The 21,975-nt window shown below is 61.4% G+C and carries 12 protein-coding genes and 1 tRNA gene; 10 read left to right on the forward strand and 3 right to left on the reverse strand.

Annotated elements, in window-relative coordinates; all coding sequences use genetic code 11:
* Positions 1-23 precede the first annotated feature (23 nt).
* The 8 genes from ACZ5B4_RS06595 (at position 24) to ACZ5B4_RS06630 (ending at position 18,110) form a co-directional block, all read left to right on the forward strand.
* Positions 24-1,109 carry an IS630 family transposase gene (locus tag ACZ5B4_RS06595; protein ID WP_464911496.1) on the forward strand — a complete coding sequence of 362 codons (1,086 nt, stop codon included), beginning with the start codon at positions 24-26 and terminating at the stop codon, positions 1,107-1,109.
* Positions 1,106-3,568 carry a PAS domain S-box protein gene (locus tag ACZ5B4_RS06600; RefSeq protein ID WP_464913640.1) on the forward strand — a complete coding sequence of 821 codons (2,463 nt, stop codon included), beginning with the start codon at positions 1,106-1,108 and terminating at the stop codon, positions 3,566-3,568. The genes ACZ5B4_RS06595 and ACZ5B4_RS06600 overlap by 4 nt, the downstream gene beginning before the upstream one ends.
* A 240-nt stretch (positions 3,569-3,808) precedes the next feature.
* Positions 3,809-3,882 (forward strand) — tRNA-Val (locus ACZ5B4_RS06605).
* 1,230 nt (positions 3,883-5,112) lie between these two features.
* Positions 5,113-8,082, forward strand: a complete 2,970-nt coding sequence (locus ACZ5B4_RS06610) for a helicase-related protein (protein WP_464913641.1) — start codon at positions 5,113-5,115, stop codon at positions 8,080-8,082.
* On the forward strand, positions 8,079-12,158 hold the full coding sequence (locus tag ACZ5B4_RS06615) for an Eco57I restriction-modification methylase domain-containing protein (protein WP_464913642.1): 4,080 nt from the start codon (positions 8,079-8,081) through the stop codon (positions 12,156-12,158). The genes ACZ5B4_RS06610 and ACZ5B4_RS06615 overlap by 4 nt, the downstream gene beginning before the upstream one ends.
* Entirely contained in the window at positions 12,155-17,305 is a 5,151-nt protein-coding gene (locus ACZ5B4_RS06620) for a DEAD/DEAH box helicase (RefSeq protein ID WP_464913643.1), read from the forward strand. The genes ACZ5B4_RS06615 and ACZ5B4_RS06620 overlap by 4 nt, the downstream gene beginning before the upstream one ends.
* A 245-nt stretch (positions 17,306-17,550) precedes the next feature.
* Positions 17,551-17,919, forward strand: coding sequence for a transposase (locus ACZ5B4_RS06625; protein ID WP_464913644.1), 369 nt, complete (start codon positions 17,551-17,553; stop codon positions 17,917-17,919).
* Complete coding sequence (locus tag ACZ5B4_RS06630) at positions 17,916-18,110, forward strand: hypothetical protein (protein ID WP_464913645.1); 195 nt, start codon at positions 17,916-17,918, stop codon at positions 18,108-18,110. The genes ACZ5B4_RS06625 and ACZ5B4_RS06630 overlap by 4 nt, the downstream gene beginning before the upstream one ends.
* A gap of 95 nt (positions 18,111-18,205) precedes the next feature.
* Here ACZ5B4_RS06630 and ACZ5B4_RS06635 read toward each other — a convergent pair whose 3' ends face one another.
* Entirely contained in the window at positions 18,206-18,385 is a 180-nt protein-coding gene (locus ACZ5B4_RS06635) for a hypothetical protein (RefSeq protein WP_464913646.1), read from the reverse strand.
* Between the two features lie 170 nt (positions 18,386-18,555).
* Complete coding sequence (locus tag ACZ5B4_RS06640; RefSeq protein WP_464913647.1) at positions 18,556-18,792, reverse strand: thioredoxin family protein; 237 nt, start codon at positions 18,790-18,792, stop codon at positions 18,556-18,558.
* A 193-nt stretch (positions 18,793-18,985) separates the two neighbouring features.
* On the opposite strand from ACZ5B4_RS06640, the gene ACZ5B4_RS06645 reads away from it, so the two are divergent.
* A complete protein-coding gene (locus tag ACZ5B4_RS06645) occupies positions 18,986-19,294 on the forward strand; it encodes a winged helix-turn-helix transcriptional regulator (protein WP_464914002.1) in 309 nt (102 codons plus the stop codon).
* Positions 19,295-19,521: 227 nt separating this feature from the next.
* A complete protein-coding gene (locus ACZ5B4_RS06650; protein ID WP_464913648.1) occupies positions 19,522-20,697 on the forward strand; it encodes an acyltransferase family protein in 1,176 nt (391 codons plus the stop codon).
* A gap of 359 nt (positions 20,698-21,056) precedes the next feature.
* On the opposite strand, the gene ACZ5B4_RS06655 is transcribed toward ACZ5B4_RS06650, so the two are convergent.
* Positions 21,057-21,926 carry a helix-turn-helix domain-containing protein gene (locus ACZ5B4_RS06655; protein WP_464913649.1) on the reverse strand — a complete coding sequence of 290 codons (870 nt, stop codon included), beginning with the start codon at positions 21,924-21,926 and terminating at the stop codon, positions 21,057-21,059.
* Positions 21,927-21,975: the final 49 nt, after the last annotated feature.

Raw genomic sequence — 21,975 nt, forward strand, 5'->3', positions numbered from 1 at the left:
CTCAGACCGAGGAGGATGACGCCATGCGAGTTGCGAAAGCCATCGAGTTGAGTGACGCGGAACGAACGACGCTGACGAAATGGTCGCGGGGTCGGAGCACGCCGGCACGCGTGGTGTTGCGTGCCAAGATCGTCCTGGCCGCGGCGGCGGGCAAGCGTAACGACGAGATTGCCGCCGAACTCGGCTGCACGCGTCGCACGGTGGGAACGTGGCGGACCCGCTTCCTGGAGGCGGGTCTGGCGGGCCTCGACAAGGACAAGCCGCGCGGCGGTCGCAGACCGAAGGTCCGCGCCGCGAAGGAGGCGGAGATCCTCCGCAAGACGACGCAGGAGAAGCCCGCCAACGCCACGCACTGGTCGACCCGCTCGATGGCGAAGGCCGTGGGGGTGAGCAAGGCGACTGTGCATCGCATTTGGCGTGACCACGGCTTGAAGCCGCACTTGGTGAAGACCTTCAAGGTCTCCAACGATCCGCGGTTTGTCGAAAAGGTCGTGGACCTCGTAGGCCTGTACCTCAACCCGCCCGAACACGCCTTGGTGCTCTCCTGCGACGAGAAGAGCCAGATTCAGGCGCTCGATCGCACGCAGAAAAGTTTGCCGCTGTATCCCGGCCGGTTGGGTACGCTGACGCACGACTACAAACGCCACGGGACGACGACGCTGTTTGCGGCCATCGAGGTGGCTGAAGGCAAGGTCATCGCCGAGTGCATGCCGCGACATCGCCATCAGGAATGGTTGAAGTTTCTCAAGAAGATCGATGCGGAGACGCCGCCCGAACTCGACTTGCATTTGATCGTGGACAACTACGCCACGCACAAGCATCCGAAGGTGCAGCGGTGGCTGGCACGGCACCAACGCTTTCACATCCACTTCACGCCGACGAGTAGTTCCTGGCTGAATCTGGTCGAACGCTGGTTTCGCGACATCACGGATCGCCGCATTCGCCGCGGCGTCTTCAAGAGCGTTCGGCAGTTGGAACGGGCGATCTATGAATACATTGCCGATCACAATGCCAATCCCAAGGGCTTCACGTGGACGGCCAAGGCCGAGGCGATCCTCGCCAAAGTCCGTCGCGCCCGCGCCGCACTGGATAAGGCCCCATCTGAGTGAGACACTACACTAGCGAGGAGAAACACCGCCTCTTGTTCCAACATGCCATATCCGGCATCGGCGTACAGAGGATGGTGTGGGATGCCTCTGGTCGTCCCGTCGATTATATCTTCCTGGACGCCAATCCCGCCTTCGAAACTCATACCGGCCTTCGCGTCGGGGATATCCTGGGAAAGCGCGTCACCGAAGTGATCCCCGGTATCGAAAAAACAGGGTTGATCGAGCTTTACGGACGCGTGGTCTTGACCGGTGAACCCCTGAACTTCGAGCAATTCGTCGAACCGCTCGGCCGTCACTACGCCATCAGCGTTTACAGGATTGTCGAGGACCGATTCGCGACCGTATTTTCGGACGTCACCGAACATAAGCGGATCGAGTTAACTTTGCGAGACAACGAGGCGATGCTGCGAAGCATCACCGATGCCGCGCAAGAAGCCATTATCATGATCGATTCCCAGGGGGTTGTGACCTTCTGGAATCCGGCGGCCGAGAAAATCCTCGGATACTCGACCGATGAGGTCATGGGACGAAACCTGCATGAGCTTATAGCGCCCTCGCGGTTTCTTGATGCTCACCGCGCAGCATTCCAGGAGTTCACCAGGAGCGGCGGAGACCCGGCTGTGGGCAAAACACTGGAGCTTGCGGCCAAACACAAGGATGGGCGAGAGATTCCTGTGGAACTCTCCATCTCCGCGGTGTCGCTCAACGGTCGCCGGCATGCAGTCGCAATCCTTCGCGACATCACGGAACGCAAAGAAGCCGAGACGCGACTGAAAGAGCAAAATAATCTCTTGCAGACCATTCTCGACGGCATTCCCGATGTGATCGCCTTGAAAACGTCAGATCAGACGGTGCTCTCCTTCAATAAGGCCGGATACGAGTTGCTCGGTCTGTCGCAGGAACAGGTGCAGGGAAGAAAATGCTACGAGTTATTGGGCTGTGCTCAACCTTGCGAAAACTGCCCCACGCTGGAGTCACTGGCTACGCGGAAGGTCACGACGAATGAGATTCTCTTTTCGCAATTCGATCGATGGATTCGCGTAACTAGCATTCCCATTCTGGATGATTCCGGGGAAGTAACGCTGGTGGTGGAACAACTCCAAGATATCACCAAGCAGAAACGCGCCGAGCACGATCTGAACGGCATGGTGGAAGCCCTAGCGTCCGCCAATCAGACCCTAGAGGAATTTTACCACGTTGCCGAGTCCGCCACCCGGGCCAAGAGCGAGTTTCTGGCCAACATGAGTCACGAGATTCGCACGCCCTTGACGGCGATTTTGGGCTTTACTGAAATCTTGATCGGGGATCCCCGTCTTGAACAGGGACCGCCGGATTGGATCGATGCGCTCCGCACCATTCACCGGAACGGCGAACACCTCTTGCAGTTGATCAACGGCATCCTCGATCTTTCCAAAATCGAGGCCGGCAGGCTGGAGGTGGAACGCATCGCATGCTCCCCCCCGCAGATCCTCGCCGATGTAATCTCCCTGATGCGGGTCCGCGCCGCCGCCAAGAATCTGCCTTTGAACTTGCAATTCGCGGGCAGGATTCCCGAAACCATTTACAGCGATCCGCTGCGCCTACGGCAAATCCTGATCAACCTGATCGGAAACGCCGTCAAGTTTACCGAGAAAGGCGAGGTGCGCGTCGTCGCCCGGCTGGTACGAGACGCGAACCGGCCCTCCTTGCTTCAAATCGATGTGATCGACACGGGAATCGGCCTCACCGACGAGCAGATTTCACGGTTGTTCCAGCCGTTCAGCCAAGGCGATTCATCGACCACCCGGAAATACGGTGGAACCGGGTTGGGATTGACGATCAGCAAGCGTCTGGCCGAGATGCTCGGCGGCGACATTACGTGCCGTAGCAGCCCCGGTTGCGGCAGCACCTTTACGCTGACCGTCGCTACCGGGGACATCAGCGGGGTCGCACTGTTAGAATCGCCGGAAGAGAGCGTCGCGGCATCCCCAAAGCAACGCGAAGGCGTGGCCGTCCCGCTCGTCCGCTTGCAAGGGCGAATCCTGCTCGCCGAAGACGGTCCGGACAATCAGCGGCTCATCAGCTTCATCCTCAAAAGAGCCGGCGCCGAGGTGACCTTGGTCGAAAACGGTCAGGCTGCCTTCGATACGGCCCTGGCCGCCCGGGACCGCGGCGAGCCTTTCGACCTGATTTTGATGGATATGCAAATGCCCGTCATGGACGGCTACACGGCCACGGCACGACTTCGCGATGCGGGCTACACCGGCCGTATTATCGCCCTGACCGCCCACGCCATGGAGGGCGACGACGTCCAATGCCGTGAGGCCGGCTGCGACGATTATTTGACCAAACCGATCGACCGAGCGAGATTCCTGGCGACGATCGCTCGATTCTTGGAAGCCCGGCGGACGTCCACGGCCCCCATCGGCCCCAACGAACCCCAACCCGCGCACGAGGAATCGTCGGGGCCGCTAACGTAAGGCGTTGATGGATCGGCCGGGGCAATTCTACGCTGTGAGCCGGGCCGAGTCGCGAAGTGCATCACGCCGTTCGCCCGGCCGCAGGACCTCCGGGACGGCACCGACAGGGAGCCACCGCTTGAAGTTCCGGCGCGCCCGGGTAGAATCAGTAGCAAGTGCACGTCGTTACCCTGCGATCACGAGCGGCTTATGAGCCGAGCGATCCGCCGGAAAACGGGGTGACGTCTTCGCCATACTGTCGGGCGGCTAGCTCAGTTGGTTAGAGCGCGATCCTCACACGGTCGAGGTCACTGGTTCGAGTCCAGTGCCGCCCATTAGGGGCTGTGCTCTAGTCTGAATAGAAGCGCAAAACGCGGGAAAAGCGGGTTTCCGCGATTCGGCATCCGTTCTTTGCCGTTCTAGTCCGACGTGTGCATGGCCGCCGGTATGGCCAAGCCCGCAGCCCGTTGGAAATGCTCATCGAGGTGTTCAACGTCATGCTTCGCCGCAATCGCCACTGTGTTGCCAATCGACCTGTATACCGTGGCGATCGGAAACCGGCTTGCCAGGTCGGTTTCGCATGACGCCCGCAAGTTATGGACAATGCGGGGCCGCGGTTCCAAGCCTGCTCGCCGCACATCGACACAAGGCGATGATTGTTCGCCAAACCCAATTGGCTGCCGTCTCCATCAGTCGCCGCGTCTCTTCACGCGTGACATAACGCCGCCGCTCCAGAGGATTGCCCGCCGCGTGTTTGACTTTGGCAAAGGGATTTGCGGCCGTCAATCCGTTATCGACGGCCCACGCGAAAAACTGGCGCGCGGTTCGGAGTCTCCGGCTGATCGTCGCCGACGGTAATGCTCACTCTCAAATGATCAGCCACTTGCTTCAGCCCACCTTCCGATAACTTGTCGCAAGCCCGCTGGATGGCGTGATTGACCCACACGCGACACTTGTCGCCTTCCGCTCCCAGGCGGCGACTTTTGCCGTGAATGCCGTGGGCGGATTGCATTTCCTCAATTAGCCGGTCGCTTCGGCCTGTAAATGCTCAAGCCGGCCAATATCGTTGAAACGCTCGGCCTCTTCAATTACTTGTTCCGCCGATGCCATGCCGTGCCGCACTCTGCCGCAACTTGATGAGTTTCACTTTTTGTAGAGCAATCCGGCGTGCTTGCCGAAATAGCCACATTCTGGGTTGGACATCAGCGGTCCAAGCTCGCCGGGCGTCATCTCGACCGCCGGAGTCACCAAGAGTAGGATAGCTCCTTGGAGTAAGGCGGGAAGGTGGCTTAGGATTGATACAGCAGAAACGCCGGCTTTTTCGGTGTCGCGCATAGGACGCTGCGAATGTGGGCGACGCAGGACAAGATTCCCATGTGCCTCGTTTTCCCCAAAGGCCGCCGTCTATTTGGCAAGGGGAATTTCGAACAGTTCCCGTGTGAGTTGTCGCAGTCGTTGCGACAGCCGAACAGGCCTCGACGGGACGGCGGTCACTCCCCGTGCAGTGACCCCTCCCGACAGGATGTGGCCGGTACGGACTTGAACAGTGGATCGGACTTCCTTCCATGAATCCAGGATCAATCGTTCGCTGTCGAAACCGCGAGTGGGTACTCCTGCCGAGTGACCGACCCGAAGTTTATCTTCTGCGGCCGCTGACGGGCACGACCGACGACTGCACGGCCGTCCACAAGCGGCTGGCCGACTTGATTAGTTACGAATTGGCTGAGGAAAGGCTGACTTCGGCGACCTTTCCGCTGCCAACTGCCACGGACGTGGCGGACGCCGCCGGCGCGCATCTTCTTTGGCACGCTGCGCGGCTCATGCTGCGTGAGGGAGCCACGCCGTTCCGGTCGTTGGGTCGGATTTCGATTCGTCCTCGCGTTTACCAATTTGTCCCGCTGCTCATGTCGCTGCGGTTGGAACCGGTGCGACTGTTCATTGCCGACGATGTTGGTGTGGGCAAGACCATCGAGGCACTGCTGATCGCACGGGAACTCTACGACCGCGGCGAGATCGGGCGGATGTGCGTGCTTTGCCCGCCCAATCTCTGCCGGCAGTGGGCAAGCGAGATCGAACAGAAGTTTAATCTTGAGCCGGTCATCATCTCTTCGGGATCCGTCGGTCAACTGGAACGGCGGCTTCCGCCCGGCAAAAGCATTTACGAGCATTTTCCCGTTCAGGTGGCCAGTATCGACTTTGTCAAGACCGATCGCAATCGCCATCAGTTCCTTCAGTTCTGTCCCGAACTCGTGATCGTGGATGAGGTGCACGGTGCTGCGGCGACTCAGTCGCAGAGCCGGCAGGAGCGTCACGGCCTGCTTCGGGAAATCGCCAAAGATAACCAACGCCACCTAATCCTACTGACGGCTACCCCGCACTCGGGCATCGAAGAGGCCTTCCGGTCACTGTTGGGCCTTCTCCGGCCCGAGTTCGAAGGCTGGGACCTTGCCAACCTCAAAGAACCCCAGCGCATCGATCTTGCCAAGCATTTCGTGCAGCGGACTCGAGCGGATATCAAGCAGGATTGGGAACGCGGTGGGCAGTCGATCACCCCTTTTCCCGAACGCGACTCCTGCGACGAGACCTACGAGCTTTCCCAGGAGTATCGCGAGCTTTTCGATGGCACGTACGCGTTCTGCTCTGAGATCGTGCGCACGGGCAGCCAATTGGCAAAGCCCAAACAACGGGTTCGCTATTGGGGGGCTTTGGCTCTCTTACGTTGTGTTATGTCGAGTCCGGCCGCGGCCCTGGCGGCGTTGGCGAACCGCGATGGTGGGATCGTACCGGTGGAAGACGAGCCGGAGTTCGCTTCGTTTGTGTTCGAATCATCGGAAGAGGCCGCGGACGACGAAACGCCCACGCCGCCGGTGGAGGCTGCCGAGAGGATCCTGGCTCCGTCGGAACGCCGCAAGCTGCGGCAGTTGGCCAAGCTGGCCGAAGGTCTCCGCGGCCTGAAAAGCGACCCGAAGCTCCGCCGGGCGTGTGAGGTTATCAGAGAACTATTGAAGCAAGGTTTTAACCCTATCGTTTGGTGCCGCTATGTCGCCACCGCCGAGTATGTGGCCCAATGCTTGCCCGAGGTCCTTCCTTCCGACGTGCAAGTAACGTGTGTCACAGGCCGGCAAGGCGACGAGGAGCGGCAGGCGAAGATCCAGGAAATCGACGCCGCAAGGTCGCGGGTGCTCGTGGCGACGGACTGCCTTTCGGAGGGGATTAACCTCCAAGAGAAGTTCAACGCCGTCCTCCATTACGATCTGCCCTGGAATCCGAACCGCTTGGAGCAGCGCGAAGGCCGCGTGGATCGCTTTGGGCAGCCGGCCGGCCAGGTCAAGGCGGTCCGGTTCTTCGGCCGTGACAACGCCATCGACGGCGTGGTCATTGAGGTCCTGCTCGACAAGGCCCGCAAAATCCACCGCGCTCTGGGCACCCACGTTCCCGTGCCGGAAGAGAGCGAGTCGGTCACCGAGGCACTGCTCAACGCCCTTTTCCTCCGCGGCGGGCGCGCCAAGCCCGCGGGCGACAAGCAAATGACGCTCGACTTCGGAGATGACATCGCCGACAGCGTTACCGCGTTCCACCGGCGATGGGACAGGGACGCCGAGCGCGAGAGAACCAAGCGCCCCCGTTTTGCCCAGCGGGCCCTCAAACCGGAGGAGGTCCGGCGCGAGCTCGAAGCGACCGATAGCGTCCTGGGCGATCCGGACGCGGTCCGGGAGTTCGTCCTGACAGCAGCCCAGCGACTCCATTTGACCATCACGCCGGACAAGCGTCCCGATGTGTTTCGGGTGGCGGTTGGCCGGGACGTCCTAACCACGCTGCCGGAGGCCGTACGCTTCGCGCTTCCCGACTCCAAGACCGGTCAGTGGCTCATCAGCTTTGTCTCACCTACGCCCGAGGGGGCCGAATACGTCGGCCGCAATCACCGCTTCGTCTCCGCCTTGGCACGGTATATGTTGGAGCTGGCACTCAGCGCTCGAGCTGCGCCGGACGGAGACAGGACAACCCCTCAAGTCGTCTGCCGTTGCGGGGCCGTCCGCACCGGCGACGTCTCGCGTTTGACCACGATCTTGCTCCTGCGGGTTCGTTACCTTGTCCATCAGCCTGAGCGGGCGCCGCTCCTCGCGGAAGAGATCCTGGTAACCGGGTTCACCCACGGTTCCCCTGCCGGCCTTGCGAGAGGCGTCGCGAGTGAGGGCAGTATCCCCTCTCCCAAAGCGAGGCAGGGCGGAGATCAGGTAGGCGAAGCCCGGCAGTGGCTCTCCGACGCCGAGGCCTTGCGGCTGCTCGCCGCCCAGCCCGATGCCAATCTTCCCATGGCCGAGAAGCGAGAGCTGATCGAAGCCGCCCTGGCGGCCTGGCCCACCCTCGAAACCACCGTGCGTGAGCGGATTGCCGCCAGGGCAAGCGAGTTGGAGAAGAGCCATAAGCGAGTCCGCCAGGCCGTTGCACTGAAAGTCCGGCAATTAACCGTCAGCCCGCAATTCCCTCCAGACCTTCTTGGATTACTCGTATTGCAGCCTGTGGTGAAGTCATGACGATTTCCTCCATACGTATCGAAGGCGGCTTGCTTGGGCCGGAGATCCTCGAACAACTACTGACCGACGAGCTTCCCGGCCAGAAGCCTGGGGACTTCGGCTTGCCCGGAAAGCGAAACCTAACCGACGAAATCGCGGCGATCTTTGCCGATGCGCGAGCCCTCTGGGGCGTGTTCCAAAATCGCCTCCAGCGGCTTTCCGAAACGGACACGGCTACCAGTGCTACACGCGATGCCTGGGTCATTCCCTTTCTTGGGCTTCTCGGCTACGAGCTTCGCTTCAACCAGAAGGCCTACGACGTGGACGGATTGACCTTCGCCATTTCGCACCGCGCCTATTACCCCGCTTCATCCGGCAAAGGCGCCAAGGATGCGCACAATCGCCCCTCTCCGTCGGGGAAAGGGGGCGGGGGCGAAGGCGATGACGACGCTCCGCCGGTCCACATCGTCGGGGCCCGGCAAGAGCTCGGCCGTGTTCCCCCCTCGGGCCGACCCCGCCTGGCGCCGCATTCCCTAGTGCAAGAATACCTCAACCGCACCGAGCACCTTTGGGGGATCGTGACCAACGGGCTGGTCCTCCGCTTGCTCCGGGATTCCACCTACGTCCGCCGCCAGGCGTATGTCGAGTTCGATCTTCGACAAATCTTCGAGGACCAGCGGTTCAACGACTTTGTCGTGCTCTACCGCCTGCTGCACCGCACCCGCTTGCCGCGCGGCGTTGCCGACGCCGGGGACTGCCTGCTGGAGAAGTATTACCAAGAGGGGCTGGAGCAGGGCGGGCGAGTCCGCGAGCAACTCCGCGACGGCGTGAAAGAGTGCCTCAGTCGTTTGGCCCAAGGCTTCCTCAGCCATCCCGCCAATGACGACCTGCGGCGTCGCGCCTCGCCCGATTATACCGCGAATGATCGCATCACCCCCGAAGAGTTCTATCGCCAACTGCTCGTCCTGGTCTATCGTTTCCTCTTTCTCTTGGTTTCGGAGGACCGCGGGCTACTAAGCTCCGATCCCCTCTACCGCGAGCACTACGGCGTCGGTCGGCTCCGCCGCCTGCTGGACCGACAGAGTGCCTCGACGGAACACGACGACCTTTGGTGCTCCCTCCGCGTGCTTTGGCTCGTTTTGGTCAAGGACCGGCCGCAACCGGCCCTGAACAACAAACCGCCGGCCGCCGCCTTGGGATTACCCATCCTTAACGGGCAACTGTTTGATCGCCTAGACCTGGACGCCTGCCGGATTACGAACCGCGATCTCCTCGATGCCTTCTGGTATCTGGCCTACTACCGCCCGGAACCCAACGCCCCGCGGCGGCGGGTCAACTATGCCGCGCTCGATGTGGAAGAGCTCGGCTCGGTCTATGAAAGCCTGCTCGACTATCATCCGGGCATCACCTCCGACGGCCGCGGCCGGCTCAGATTCGACTTCCTTGCCGGCTCCGAACGGAAGAAAACCGGTTCGTATTACACACCCACGGAACTCGTGACCGAGCTGATCCGCTCCGCTCTGGATCCGGTGATCGCGGAACGTCTGAAGGCCGCGAAAACACCCGAGGAAAAAGAGAGGGCCTTGCTTTCCATCCGAGTTTGCGATCCCGCCTGCGGTTCGGGGCATTTTCTGCTGGCCGCAGCCCGCCGCCTGGGAAAGGAGCTCGCCCGTATCCGCACCGGCGAAGATGAGCCCGCCCCGGAACGCGTCCGCGAAGCCGTTCGCGATGTTGTTTCGCATTGCATCTATGGTGTGGACAAAAATCCGCTGGCCGTGGACCTCTGCCGCGTGGCCCTCTGGCTGGAGAGTCACACCGGCGACAAGCCGCTGACGTTCCTCGACCACCGCATCCGCTGCGGCGACTCGCTGGTCGGAGTTTTCGACCTGTCGGTGCTCCGGCGGGGCATTCCCGACGAGGCCTTTGCTGCCGTGACGGGCGACGATAAGGGCTTCGCTCGCTCCGTCGCCAAACGCAATCGGGAGGATATTCAAGGGTACCGCGACCTGATCGATTGGAGTGCCGAGACGGCCGTAACGGAATTCGCCCACCGCAGTCAAGATATTGACGCCATCGCCGACGACTCACCGGAGGCCGTCCGCCGCAAAAAACGGCTTTACGACCAGATGCGCCATTCACCATCCGCCCGGCGTCAGCGCCAGGCCTGCGACCTCTGGACGGCCGCCTTCTTTCAGTCACTGCGGCGCGGCGCCGACGTCGTGATTACCACCGCCGCGCTGAACGATCGTTTGGCCGATCGCCCCGTCGATGCCCGCGTCTTGGCCCAGGCCGAGGCCCTTGCGGTCCGCCACCGCTTCTTCCACTGGCCGCTGGAGTTTCCCGAGGTCTTCGCCGCCGGCGGCTTCGATGTGGTCCTGGGCAACCCGCCTTGGGAGCGCATCAAGTTGCAAGAAGAAGAGTTCTTCGCGGCGCGCGACCCCCGCATCGCCGACGCCCCGAACAAGGACGCACGCTCGAAGTTGATCGATCGGCTTGGAACCTGCAATCCGGCCCTTTATGGCGAATACCAGGAGGCCCTCCACAGCGCCGAAGCAACCAGCCTTTTCTTGCGACACAGCGGGCGATTCCCCAAAACCGGGCGCGGCGACATCAACACGTACGCCGTCTTTGCCGAGATCATGCGGGCGCTCCCGGCACCGACCGGTCGCGCCGGCGCAGTTCTCCCTACGGGCATCGCCACCGATGCCACCACACAGCACTTCTTCCAAGACCTGGTGGACACCAGCGCACTGGTAAGCCTCTACGACTTCGAGAACCGAGACAACCTTTTCCCCGCCGTGGACAGCCGCATGAAGTTCTGTCTGCTAACCATGACCGGCACCGCCCGACCGGCCCACGCCATCGAGTTCGCCTTCTTCTGCCGGCGCGCGTCCGACCTCAATGACACCGAGCGGCGCTTTACCCTCGCTCCCGAAGACTTTCGCCTATTGAATCCCAACACCCGCACGGCACCCATCTTCCGCTCCCGCCGCGATGCCGAGCTGACCAAGCACATCTACCGCCGCGTCCCTGTCCTAGTAAACGAGGGAAAAGGCGAGGAGGGCAACCCTTGGCGGGTACAGTTTTTCCGCATGCTGGACATGGCCAACGATTCCGGATTGTTCCGCACGCACGACGAGTTGGCCGGGCAGGGGTTCCGCTTAGAGGGGAACGTCTTCGTCCGCGGAAACGAGCGCTATTTGCCGCTGTACGAGGCCAAGATGATCCACCAGTTCGACCATCGCTTTGGGGATTACCGCGACCTGCCGCCCAATTCCAAGAGCACGCAGTTGCCCGAAGTACCGCTGGACCGCCTCCAGGACCCCAATTACCGGGTGCTCCCTCGCTACTGGGTCCCAGAGGCCGAGGTCGAAAGCCGCCTGCGGGCCAAGGGCTGGGATCGCGGCTGGCTGCTGGGCTGGCGCGATATTACGAACGTGACGAACGAACGTACTGTCATTGCCGCCGTCATCCCGCGCGTCGGCGTAGGAGACAAGTTTCTTCTCATGCTTCCGGACAAGCCGACTCAAGGGAAATGGCTGGTGGCAAGTTGTGATTCTTATGTCCTGGACTATTGTGCCCGTCAAAAAGTAGCGGGTACTTCCCTTAAATATTTTACCATGAAGCAGCTGCCTTTCCTGCCTCCCGCGACGTTCGGCTTTCCGTGCCCGTGGTCGCCGGGAGAGACGTTGGCGGACTTTTTGCGTTCGCGGGTGCTGGAACTGACCTACACGGCGGGGGATCTGGAGCCTTTCGCCCGCGACCTGGGCTACACTGGCCCGCCCTTCCGCTATGACCCTGAGCGTCGGGCGGTGCTGCGGGCCGAACTGGATGCCGCTTTCTTCCACCTGTATCTTGGCAGCCCCGAGGAGTGGCAGCGGGAGGCCCCGGCGAGCCTCCGCGAGCTATTTCCCACGCCGCGGGAGGCGGTGGATTACATCCTCGAGCAGTTCCCCATCGTCCGGCGGCACGACGAAGAGCGCTACGGCGAATATCGCACCAAGCGGATGATCCTGGAAATCTACGACGCCATGCAGGAATCGATACGGACGGGCATTCCGTGGCAATCCAAATTGACAGCAGCAGGTGAACGATGAGCAGGGGAAAAAGCATCTTCGACCTTCATTCGCAAGTCCTTGCCGACTATCGCGATTTCGTTCGTTCCTTCATCGAGATTGCCGACGCTCGGGCGCGGGAGTTTGTGGAACAGGCCTTGGCGGAGCAGGGCGACCTCTGGCCCGAACCGCTGGTGCAACTGAGTCCCGCCTACGCCGCGGGCAAGACGGTGGACGACTTGGCCGCCGAAGGGCTGATTGCCCCCGAGACCGCGGACATCTTTCGGCAAGACAACGGAAAACCCTTCCGGTTGTACCGGCATCAAGAGGAGGCCATCCGCAGAGCCCTGGCGAAAAAGAACTTTGTGGTCACCAGCGGCACAGGTTCGGGGAAGAGCCTTTGCTATTTTCTTCCCATGGTGGACAGCCTGGTCCGCGCACCGGATACCGGCGACCGCGTGGCGGCTTTGGTGGTCTATCCCATGAATGCCTTGGTGAACTCGCAGCTTCAGGCGCTGAACCGTCTGAAGGAGCGGTACGAGGCCCGCATGGGACGGCCGTTCCCGGTGACGTTCTCGAAGTACACCGGCGATACCGGAGAGGACGTCCGCGGCCAAATGCGGCGGCAGCCGCCCCAGATCATGCTGACCAACTACGTGATGGCCGAATTGCTGTTGGTGCGGCCCGAGGATCAGCGCTTTTTGGAGCGGGCGATGTCCTCGCACGCGGGCCCTGACGCGGCGGGGGAGGGGAGAGTGCCCGGCGGGCTGCGATTTTTGGTATTCGATGAATTGCACACCTATCGCGGCCGCCAGGGGGCCGATGTGGCGATGCTGATCCGCAGGCTGAAAGAGAGGTGCGCGGCCCCGGGGCTGGTCCATATCGGGACCAGTGCGACGATGGTGGCCGGCCGCCAGGCCGCGCCCGCCGAGCGCCGTGCCGCGGTGGCGGACTTCGCGGGGCGGTTGTTCGGCCATCCCTTCCAGGCCGAGGACGTCATCGAGGAAACGCTGGTGCCGTTCACCGAGGGCGGCCCGCCGTCCCCGGAGGAGCTGCGGCAGGCCATGGCCGGCGGGCGACCGGCCGACGAGGATTGGCAAAGGGATGCCGAGCGTTTCCGCGGACATCCGCTCGTGCGCTGGGTGGAGTACGCCTTGGGGATCGAAGAGGACGCCGAAGGCCGTCTTCGGCGGCGTGTTCCACGGACGCTGACGGAGGCGGCGAATGAGCTTGCGGAAGTGACGGGCATCGCGCCGCAGCGCAGCCGGGAATACCTGCGGAAGGTCCTGGAGTCGGGCGGGGCCGGGCCGGGAGACGGCGGCAATCGCGCCCCGGCCTTTAAGTTGCACCAATTCATCAGCCAAAGCCGGGCACTGTTTGCCACGTTGGAACCGGCACCACAACGTGAATTCTCGTTGGAGGGGCAGACTCCGGCCGGCGGCGGCCGAATCTTCGTCCCCCTGAAGTTCTGCCGCCAGTGCGGCCAGGACTACTATCACGTGCTGAGCACCGGTCTCCCCTCTTCCTCCGAGAGCGGGGCCGGCGGTGAGGGCTGCTTCCTGCCGCACCCCATCGGCGTGGAGTTCGGCCACGACGAGGAGGCGCAGCAATCGGGCTATTTGATGCCGGCACCTGCCGAGGACGATTGGAGCGAGGACCGCATTCCTGAGGAGTGGTATGACAGCCGCGGGCGGCTTAGGTCGACCTGGCGCGAACGGGTGCCCACTGCGGTCTGGGTCGCCCCGGACGGCACGTACCGGACGACCCCTCAGGCCGGGGCCATCAAGATGTGGTGGCAAAGGGAGCCGTTCTCGCTGTGTCTGCGCTGCGGCGAATTCTACACGGACCGGGAGCGCGAGTTCGCCAAGTTGGCGTCGCTCTCCAGCGAAGGACGCTCGAGCGCGACCACCGTGCTGGCGGTGTCTCTCTTGCGTCACGCCAGAGGTGGCGACGGGCCGCGCGACAAGCTGCTCAGCTTCACCGACAATCGCCAGGACGCTTCCCTTCAGGCCGGGCATTTCAACGACTTCGTCCACGTCTCACTGCTGCGTTGCGCGTTGTACGCGGCGCTGAAGCAAGACTCCGAGCTGACATTTTCGGAGGTGGCCAAACGCGTGGTCGAGTGCAGCGGTCTGACGATCCGGGACATTGCGCGGAATCCCGAACTGGCCCCGGAATCGGCGGCGGCCCGGGATGTGTGGAAAGTCTTTACGGACCTGACGGAATACCGTCTCTACGAGGATCTCCGCCGGGGGTGGCGTGTGGTCCAACCGAATCTGGAGCATGTCGGGCTTTTGCGGATTGAGTATCGCGGGCTGGAGGCCTTGTGCGCCGGCGAGAAGTACTGGCAGTTTCACCCCAACGTGGCGCGGCTGTCACCGGCGGAGCGGGAAACCATGGTCCGGGCCGTGCTGGACCAGTTTCGCCGCAAGCTCGCGATCTCGCGCCGTTGTCTTGAGGAAACCGAGCAGCAACAGATCCGCAAACGGGTTGAACAACAACTCAACGAGTTCTGGGGGCTCGACTCGAACGCCAACGAGCTTCGCCCCGCCGCGCGATACGTGCTACCGGGACGGTCGAATCAGCCGGCAAAGGGATACAGCTTGGGCGAAGGAGGTGCGATCGGCAGGTTCCTGCGGCAACGGCTCGGTCTTGCGACGGGCGAGTATCCGACGTGTCTGGATGCCTTGCTGAAACTGCTGGTGGAACAAGGCTTTTTGGTTCAGGTTGAGGCGAAAAACGACCACCGGTTCTATCAGCTCGACGCGGCCTGTTTGGTGTGGCGACTGGGAGATGGAACGCCCCCGTTCGACCCGATGTATTCACGCCGCACATCGCCGCGGGTCAACGCCTTTTTCCAGCGCTTCTATCAGGAGTGGCCGGGCTTTTTGGCGGGACTTGAGGCCCGCGAACATACGGCCCAGGTGGGTGAGCAGGGCGTGCGCGAGCACCGCGAGCGCCGCTTCCGTTGGGAAGAGAGCGATACGCAGAAGGAAAGAGAGGTGGGACGCCGCCTGCCCTATTTGGTGTGCTCGCCGACGATGGAGCTGGGCGTCGATATTGCGGACCTGGACTTCGTCCACTTGCGCAACGTCCCACCGACCCCTGCCAATTATGCGCAGCGAAGCGGGCGGGCGGGACGTCAGGGCCGGCCGGGGCTGATATTCACCTATTGCGGCGCCCTGAACAATCACGACCAGTACTTCTTCCACCGCCGGGAGGAGATGGTTGCCGGCAGCGTCCGACCGCCGCGCCTGGACTTGACCAATGAAGCCCTGCTGCGGGCCCACGTGCACGCCATGTGGCTCGCCCAAGTTCGCCTGCCGTTGGGTCGGTCCATCGAGGAGGTGATCGACACGAGCCAGGACGATTTGCCCCTCAAAACGGAAGCGGAAGGGGCCGTTCAACTCGGTGAGGCGGCGCGCTATGAACTGCGCCGTCGCGTGCAGAACGTCTTGACGCCGGATATGGGAATTCTGGAGCAGACGGGCTGGTTCAGCGACGATTGGCTCGACCGTGTCTTGGACAAAGCACCGGAGCAGTTCGATAAGGCGTTCGATCGGTGGCGGGAACTTTACCGGGCGGCGGTAAAGCAGCGAGACGCGGCCTATAACGAGCTTAAGCGGGCACGCACAACGGAAGATCAGGATAAAGCCGATCGCAAGATGAAGGAAGCCCAGCGGCAACTCAACCTGTTGTGTCAAATTGCCGTCACGCGAGAGGAAGGCGACTTTTATCCGTACCGGTATTTGGCGAGCGAAGGGTTCTTGCCCGGCTATAACTTCCCGGCCTTGCCGGTGCGGGCATGGGTGCCTAGGAAGGAAGGCGAATTCATCGGCCGTCCGCGTTTTCTCGCCATCCGCGAGATGGCACCGGATAACATTCTCTATCACGAGGGGGCCAAATGGGAGGTCGTCAGCTTCCAGTCGCCGCCGGGAGGACTCGATGAGCGTTTGGTCCGACGCCGGCTATGCCACGCCTGTGGTGCCTTCTGCGACAGTACGTTCGACCTTTGCCCCGTGTGCCGGACTCGCTTCAACGGCGAGAACAGCCTGCTGGCGCCCTTGCTGGACATGCCCAATGTAAGGTTGATGCGGCGCGAACGCATCACCTGCGACGAAGAGGAGCGGCGTCGGCTCGGCTACAACATCCAAACTGCGTTCCAGTTTGCGGGCAGCCCAGAGAAACCGCGGGTGCAAAGAGCGGACGTCGTTCTCGGTACCACCCCGGTCCTCCACCTGATTTATGCACCGGCGGCCACGTTGCTCCGCGTGAACCACGGCTTTCGGACGGCGAAACAGCCGGGTTTCTGGGTGGACTTCGAGAGCGGCGAGGCACGCGCGAGCGCTCCGGAGAAAAATGATGCCGCTCCACGAGGTACCCGGTTCCAGAATATCCGGCTCGCGGTTCAGGGAACTCAAAACATGCTCTTCTTGCAACTCGCGCGACCGGAATTGCGCGACGATCCGATCTTGGAAACATCCCTGCAATATGCCCTCCAACGGGCTTGCGAGCAGCTCTTCCAGCTAGAAGAATCGGAACTGGCTGCCGAACGGATCGGAACGGAAAAGTACCGGGGGATTCTGTTTTATGAGGCGGCGGAAGGAGGCGCGGGCGTCCTTCGCCGGTTGGTTGAGGAGGCGGATGCCGTTGCGCGTCTGGCTCGGGAGGCGCTCGCGATCTGCCACTTCGACGAGGATGGCAACGACCTCCTACGCAAATGTCAGGGAGCTTGTTACCAGTGCCTAATGAGCTACGGCAATCAGCACGAGGCGATGCAGTTGGATCGTCATCGCATTCTTCAAACCCTCCAAGACCTATTGGGCGGCCGGACGCTGCCGTGGACCGGCGAACGCGACTGGGGCTCGCACTTGGATTGGCTGCGAAGTCTGACCGATTCGCGTTCAGAATTGGAACGTCAGTTTCTGGACGCCCTGGCCGCGGACCACCGCCGGCTTCCCGACGAGGCGCAACGACGCATTTCCGAGGTACCGTGCATTGCCGACTTCTTCTACTCGCCGAATATTTGCGTCTTCTGCGATGGGTCCGTCCACGACGAACCTGCGCAAGTCGCACGGGATGAAGCTATACGTCGCGAACTGATTAACCGCGGCTACCGCGTGATCGTCATTCGATACGACCGCGACCTGCAATCGCAGATTGCAAAATACCCGGAGGTGTTTGGATAGACATACAATCTGGTACCGTGCCTGACCCCGGCTCCTGGGAAGGGATCGAAACGGGATGACTCGATTTTTAAGCAATATCTGCACCCAATGCTCCGAATGTACGTACTGCGATTGCTCCCCGTGGTCGCCTGGCGGAAATGCGGCCACGATTGCCCTTAGAGCATGTTTGAAAAGACTAGGAAGAAGCGGGTATTTGTGCGCAGCGATGGAAACAGGGGGGACGTTTTCGCAAGGGAGAGCGCAGCATGGAAGCCTACTACGCAACGGACCCGACCGATGACCAGTGGCAAGCGATATCGGGTCGGATTCCCTCCGCCAAGCCTGGTGGCCGCCCGCGCAGCGTGAACATGCGACAGGTGCTCAATGCGCTGTTCTACCTCGCGCGGACGGGCTGTGCGTGGCGAATGCTGCCCAGGGAGTATCCCCCGAAGAACACGGTGTTCTACTACTTCAAGACCTTCCGTCAGGAACGAATTCATGACTTGGTGCGGAAGCGCGTGCGGGTAAAACACGGGAAACGGCGGCAGCCCAGTGCGATGATCATCGACAGCCAGTCGGTCAAAACGACCGAAAAAAAGGGAGCTGTTGCGGCTACGACACAGGCAAGAGGGTGAAAGGACGCAAGCGGCGTCTCCCCGTCGACACCCTGGGACTGGTATGGGGGTTGGTGGTCCATGCGGGGGACGTGCAGGATCGTGACGGAGCCAAGTTGTTGCTGAAGGCATGCTGGGGACATTTTTCACGGCTGAACCGGATGTTACGCCATCTCAAGCCAGCCGAACTGGCCGCCCGATGGGAAACGTGACTTCTCAAACACGCTCTAAGACAAATCCATTCTTTCGGCAGCCATTTCGAGTCCCCCAGCGTCCACCTTGGGGACTGCGCCTCGCAACGGCGCGGTCATGGAACGTACCAAATCGGCAGGCGGGGAATTTGACCCAGCCGCTCCAGCGCCCGCAACTGCTGCCGATACCCGCGCGAAGCCTGCGCGGCATGTCCTTCTCCTCGATCCAGCGCGATGACGGCGTCGATGACGTCATCGCGGGTGAGGTTGCGGCCGCGACTCGCCCATCGCAGCATCCCCATCCCCACGGCGAAGGATACGCTGAGCGCCCGAACGCGGTCGGTCAGAGGCCGGCCGTTGGGGCGACCCGGCGGAGATGCGACCCGGTTTTCCGATCTTGCTCAATCCGAAAGGGGCCGGAGGGGCGCTGCGTCCTCTCCGACCCAAGACTTCCGGGCAGGATCGCTTACTTGAGGTCGGACAGGCTCGCTCCGAAATTGATGTGGAAGACCTGGCCATCCAGGACCAGCGCTGGAACCGATTGGACGCCCAGCTTTTCGGCCTCGGGGAGGCGGGCCTTGTCGGTACCTAGGTGCACCACCTCGATGTCGAAGCGCTGCCGGTCCAGTGCCCCAAGCACCGATTGCTCGGCACTGACACACACGGGGCAACCGGCGTGATAGAAGACGGCCTTTTTCTTCATGGCGCAGCTCCTTTCGTACAGGGTTGTTGTGCTTAGACTGGCCTCACGCGGGCCACATTGAATAATTATGTGGTTGGTGCGATGTGGCCAAGACGGCACTTTCCGGTAAGGTAGTTACGCAATGGTTCGTAATCGCCCCTCGTGTTTTACGGCGTCGCCGGCGGAGGCCGGAAGCGGCCCTTCCGTGGCAGCAATGGTCGAAAGCATCATCGGCTGCAAGTGGTCGGTCCGCCTCCTGGACCTGCTGGCCGGCGGATACTGCCGGCCCAGCACGCTGCTGCGAGCGTGCCCCGGTCTTTCGGCCAAGGTGATGAACGAGCGGCTGCGCAAGATGATGGGCTTCGGCATCGTGCGGCGAGTCGTGTTCGGCGAGAAGCCGCCCATCGAGGTGCAATATTCATTGACGCCCTTTGGCAATCGGTTTATCCGAATCCTGGAGGAAGTACGGCAACTCCAGGAGGCCCTGGACAAAGGGGACTTTTCGGCGGCTGAGTCCCCCTAAGAGGAGCCGGATACAACGGATCGGCTCTCAAGCCGCTGAAGCGGACGCCCGCCTCGGGCACACCCGGCGCTAATATCCTGTTCAATTCGGCCAATCATAATCGCGAGCGGGAGCTCCGCCGGATTGGCAATCCGGTGCCGCGCCTGTTCACGGCAAGCCTTCCGCCGGTGAGAGGGCCTTGGCTTGCGCCACATGTTTCTTGAAGCCCTATACGAGGAGACCGCGCCATGCATAGCTCAGCCTCTGCCGCACCGACCACGGGACGAATCGCCGCTATCGATGCCCTTCGGGGCTTCGATATGTTTTGGATCGCCGGGGGACAAGGGGCCTTTTTGGCCATCTTAGGGATCTTCGTCTCACCTCTGCCCGATTGGTTCAAGGCACAGTTCGAACACGTCCGCTGGGAGGGCTTCACCGCATGGGACCTCATCATGCCGCTTTTTTTGTTTGTGGTGGGCCTGGTCATGCCGTGGGCGGTTGCTCGGCGGATCGAGCAGGGCCGGACCAAGACATCACTCTACCTCCGAGTGCTTCGCCGAGTCGTCGTGCTATGGATTCTGGGCATGATGGTGCAAGGGCATCTGCTGGAGTTTGACCGCCAGACCATCCATTTCTATTCGAACACTCTTCAAGCCATTGCCGCCGGCTACCTGGTGGCATCCGTGTTCCTTTTACACTTGCCGGTCTGGGGCCAGGTGGCCGGCACTGCGGTGCTGTTGATCGGCTATTGGCTTCTGATGCTGCTGGTCCCCTTTGGAGGCCATCCGGCCGGCACGCTGGAAGAAAACGTTAACTTGGCCCTGTATGTCGACGAACGGGTGCTCGGCTCCTTCCGCGACGGCACAACCTATACATGGATACTAAGCAGCATGGCCTTTGCCGGCACGGTCCTGATGGGAGTGTTTGCAGGGCACCTCCTCCGCTCACGCCGGTCTGGAGGAATGAAAGTCGTGTGGCTTGTCATGTGGGGTGCCGGAAGTCTTGCCGCGGCTTGGCTGTGGTCGGGTGGTCTCGATCACTGGTTCCAAATGACCCTCGTGGGTAACTGGCGATTCCCCATAATCAAACACCTTTTCACCAGTTCGATGGTACTATGGGCCGCCGGCTGGAGCTACTTGCTGCTGGCTATTTTCTATTTGGCGATCGACGTGCTGGGCCAACGCTGGGTGGGGTGGTTCTTCGAGATCCTTGGGGCGAATGCCATCACAGCGTATGTAGCGTGGAATCTGATTAGTTTTCCAACTATCGCCGAGCGATTCGTGGGGGGCCTGGCTCGCTACCTGGTAACGCTCGGCGGGCCGTGGGCCGCCGTAGGCGAAGGCCTCAATCCGGCGGGGGCATTTGTGATCCTGTGGCTCCTCCTGTTCTATATGTACCGTAAGGGAACCTTCGTGAGGGTCTAAGTAATCCCGCTTTGCAAGCATCGCGCTAGCTGTTGCGATTGTCGGTGGCGGGAAGGCCCTATGTCTTCCGAAACAACGCCGCCCGAGCCACATCGCGCCAACATTTTGCTTCCCCGAGTTCATCAGCGTGCAACACGCCAATTACGACTTGGAGCGTCCTAGGCGGAAGAGACGCAGAGCATCGGATGATTGGATGCAAAGCATCCCGGACCACTCTGCTGCGCGCGGCTGCGACCGGCGTGCTGCATAAAGCTGATCGACGCTGTTGCCCGAACCGAAGTCTTGAATCACCTAGGGCAACACTTCGGCGGCAAACCAAAGGTTACCGCGTGGCAGCCTTCGCTCCGCCGGAGGGGTTTTCAACCGGAGGGGTTTTCAAAGGGTGTATCCGAGGTTGGCTCGCTCGCCTTGTAGTTGGCCCAGATCATCGCGGCCTTACGAAATCGTTGCGGCGTGATCCCCAGTTCACGACGAAAATAGTAAGTGAGTGCGCTCTGATCACAGAACCCGGTGTCCAAAGCGATCTGAACGAGCGATGCTTCGCTCTGCATCAAAAGTTCAACCGCCGTGTGTACGCGCGTCTTAATGATGAACTCTTTCGGACTTATACCGAACACGGAACGAAAAAGCCTTTCCAACTGACGTGCAGAAAGGTGCGTCGCGCGAGCAATATCCCGAACCCTTAGTGGGGACGATATGTTTCTTTTGATGCAGGCGATCGCCTTACCAAGGGGTTCACTCACCGGCAGCTGCTTGATATGCTCGTACTCTTTCAGAAAGCCAATGATCCCCACGACCCGGCCTGCACGGTTTCTGAGGGGAAGCTTATGGCATACAAACCACTGGGGCAATCCTTCTCGCGTAAACCATACCTCCAAACCGGTAATTGATCGACCGGATCGTAACACCTCCTCATCACGACGTCGATACAGATCCGCCAGCGGTCCCGGGGTCAGTTCATGATCGCATACACCAATCAGCGAGACCTCATCGTCTGCACGTAGCGTGTGAACCATTGCGCGACTCACGAACATGATTTCCCCCGGCCGACGCTTGAGAAAGACCCGATACTCGGGCATGTGATCGAAAAGGGTATCGAACGCGTCCAGGAGATCAACTTGCCGAAGCCATTGCCGTCGATCGCGCAAGCGTCGCTGCTTTTCCGATTGCGACACCTTCCTTAACACACCAATTGCCGCCCGGATCGGTTCCGGTGTCGCATTTTGCATAACATTCGACTCGTTTTGCATAGACGTGCAATTCTCGGGTCGAGTACGC

The organism is Thermogutta hypogea, from assembly GCF_055386265.1.

What these genes read in the sequence shown, in the direction of transcription:
- ACZ5B4_RS06595 (WP_464911496.1), top strand. Translation starts at nt 24, where the DNA reads ATGCGAGTTGCGAAAGCCATCGAGTTGAGTGACGCGGAACGAACGACG.
- ACZ5B4_RS06610 (WP_464913641.1), top strand. Translation starts at nt 5,113, where the DNA reads ATGAATCCAGGATCAATCGTTCGCTGTCGAAACCGCGAGTGGGTACTC.
- ACZ5B4_RS06615 (WP_464913642.1), top strand. Translation starts at nt 8,079, where the DNA reads ATGACGATTTCCTCCATACGTATCGAAGGCGGCTTGCTTGGGCCGGAG.
- ACZ5B4_RS06620 (WP_464913643.1), top strand. Translation starts at nt 12,155, where the DNA reads ATGAGCAGGGGAAAAAGCATCTTCGACCTTCATTCGCAAGTCCTTGCC.
- ACZ5B4_RS06625 (WP_464913644.1), top strand. Translation starts at nt 17,551, where the DNA reads ATGGAAGCCTACTACGCAACGGACCCGACCGATGACCAGTGGCAAGCG.
- ACZ5B4_RS06635 (WP_464913646.1), bottom strand. Translation starts at nt 18,385, where the DNA reads ATGCTGCGATGGGCGAGTCGCGGCCGCAACCTCACCCGCGATGACGTC.
- ACZ5B4_RS06640 (WP_464913647.1), bottom strand. Translation starts at nt 18,792, where the DNA reads ATGAAGAAAAAGGCCGTCTTCTATCACGCCGGTTGCCCCGTGTGTGTC.
- ACZ5B4_RS06645 (WP_464914002.1), top strand. Translation starts at nt 18,986, where the DNA reads ATGGTCGAAAGCATCATCGGCTGCAAGTGGTCGGTCCGCCTCCTGGAC.
- ACZ5B4_RS06650 (WP_464913648.1), top strand. Translation starts at nt 19,522, where the DNA reads ATGCATAGCTCAGCCTCTGCCGCACCGACCACGGGACGAATCGCCGCT.
- ACZ5B4_RS06655 (WP_464913649.1), bottom strand. Translation starts at nt 21,926, where the DNA reads ATGCAAAATGCGACACCGGAACCGATCCGGGCGGCAATTGGTGTGTTA.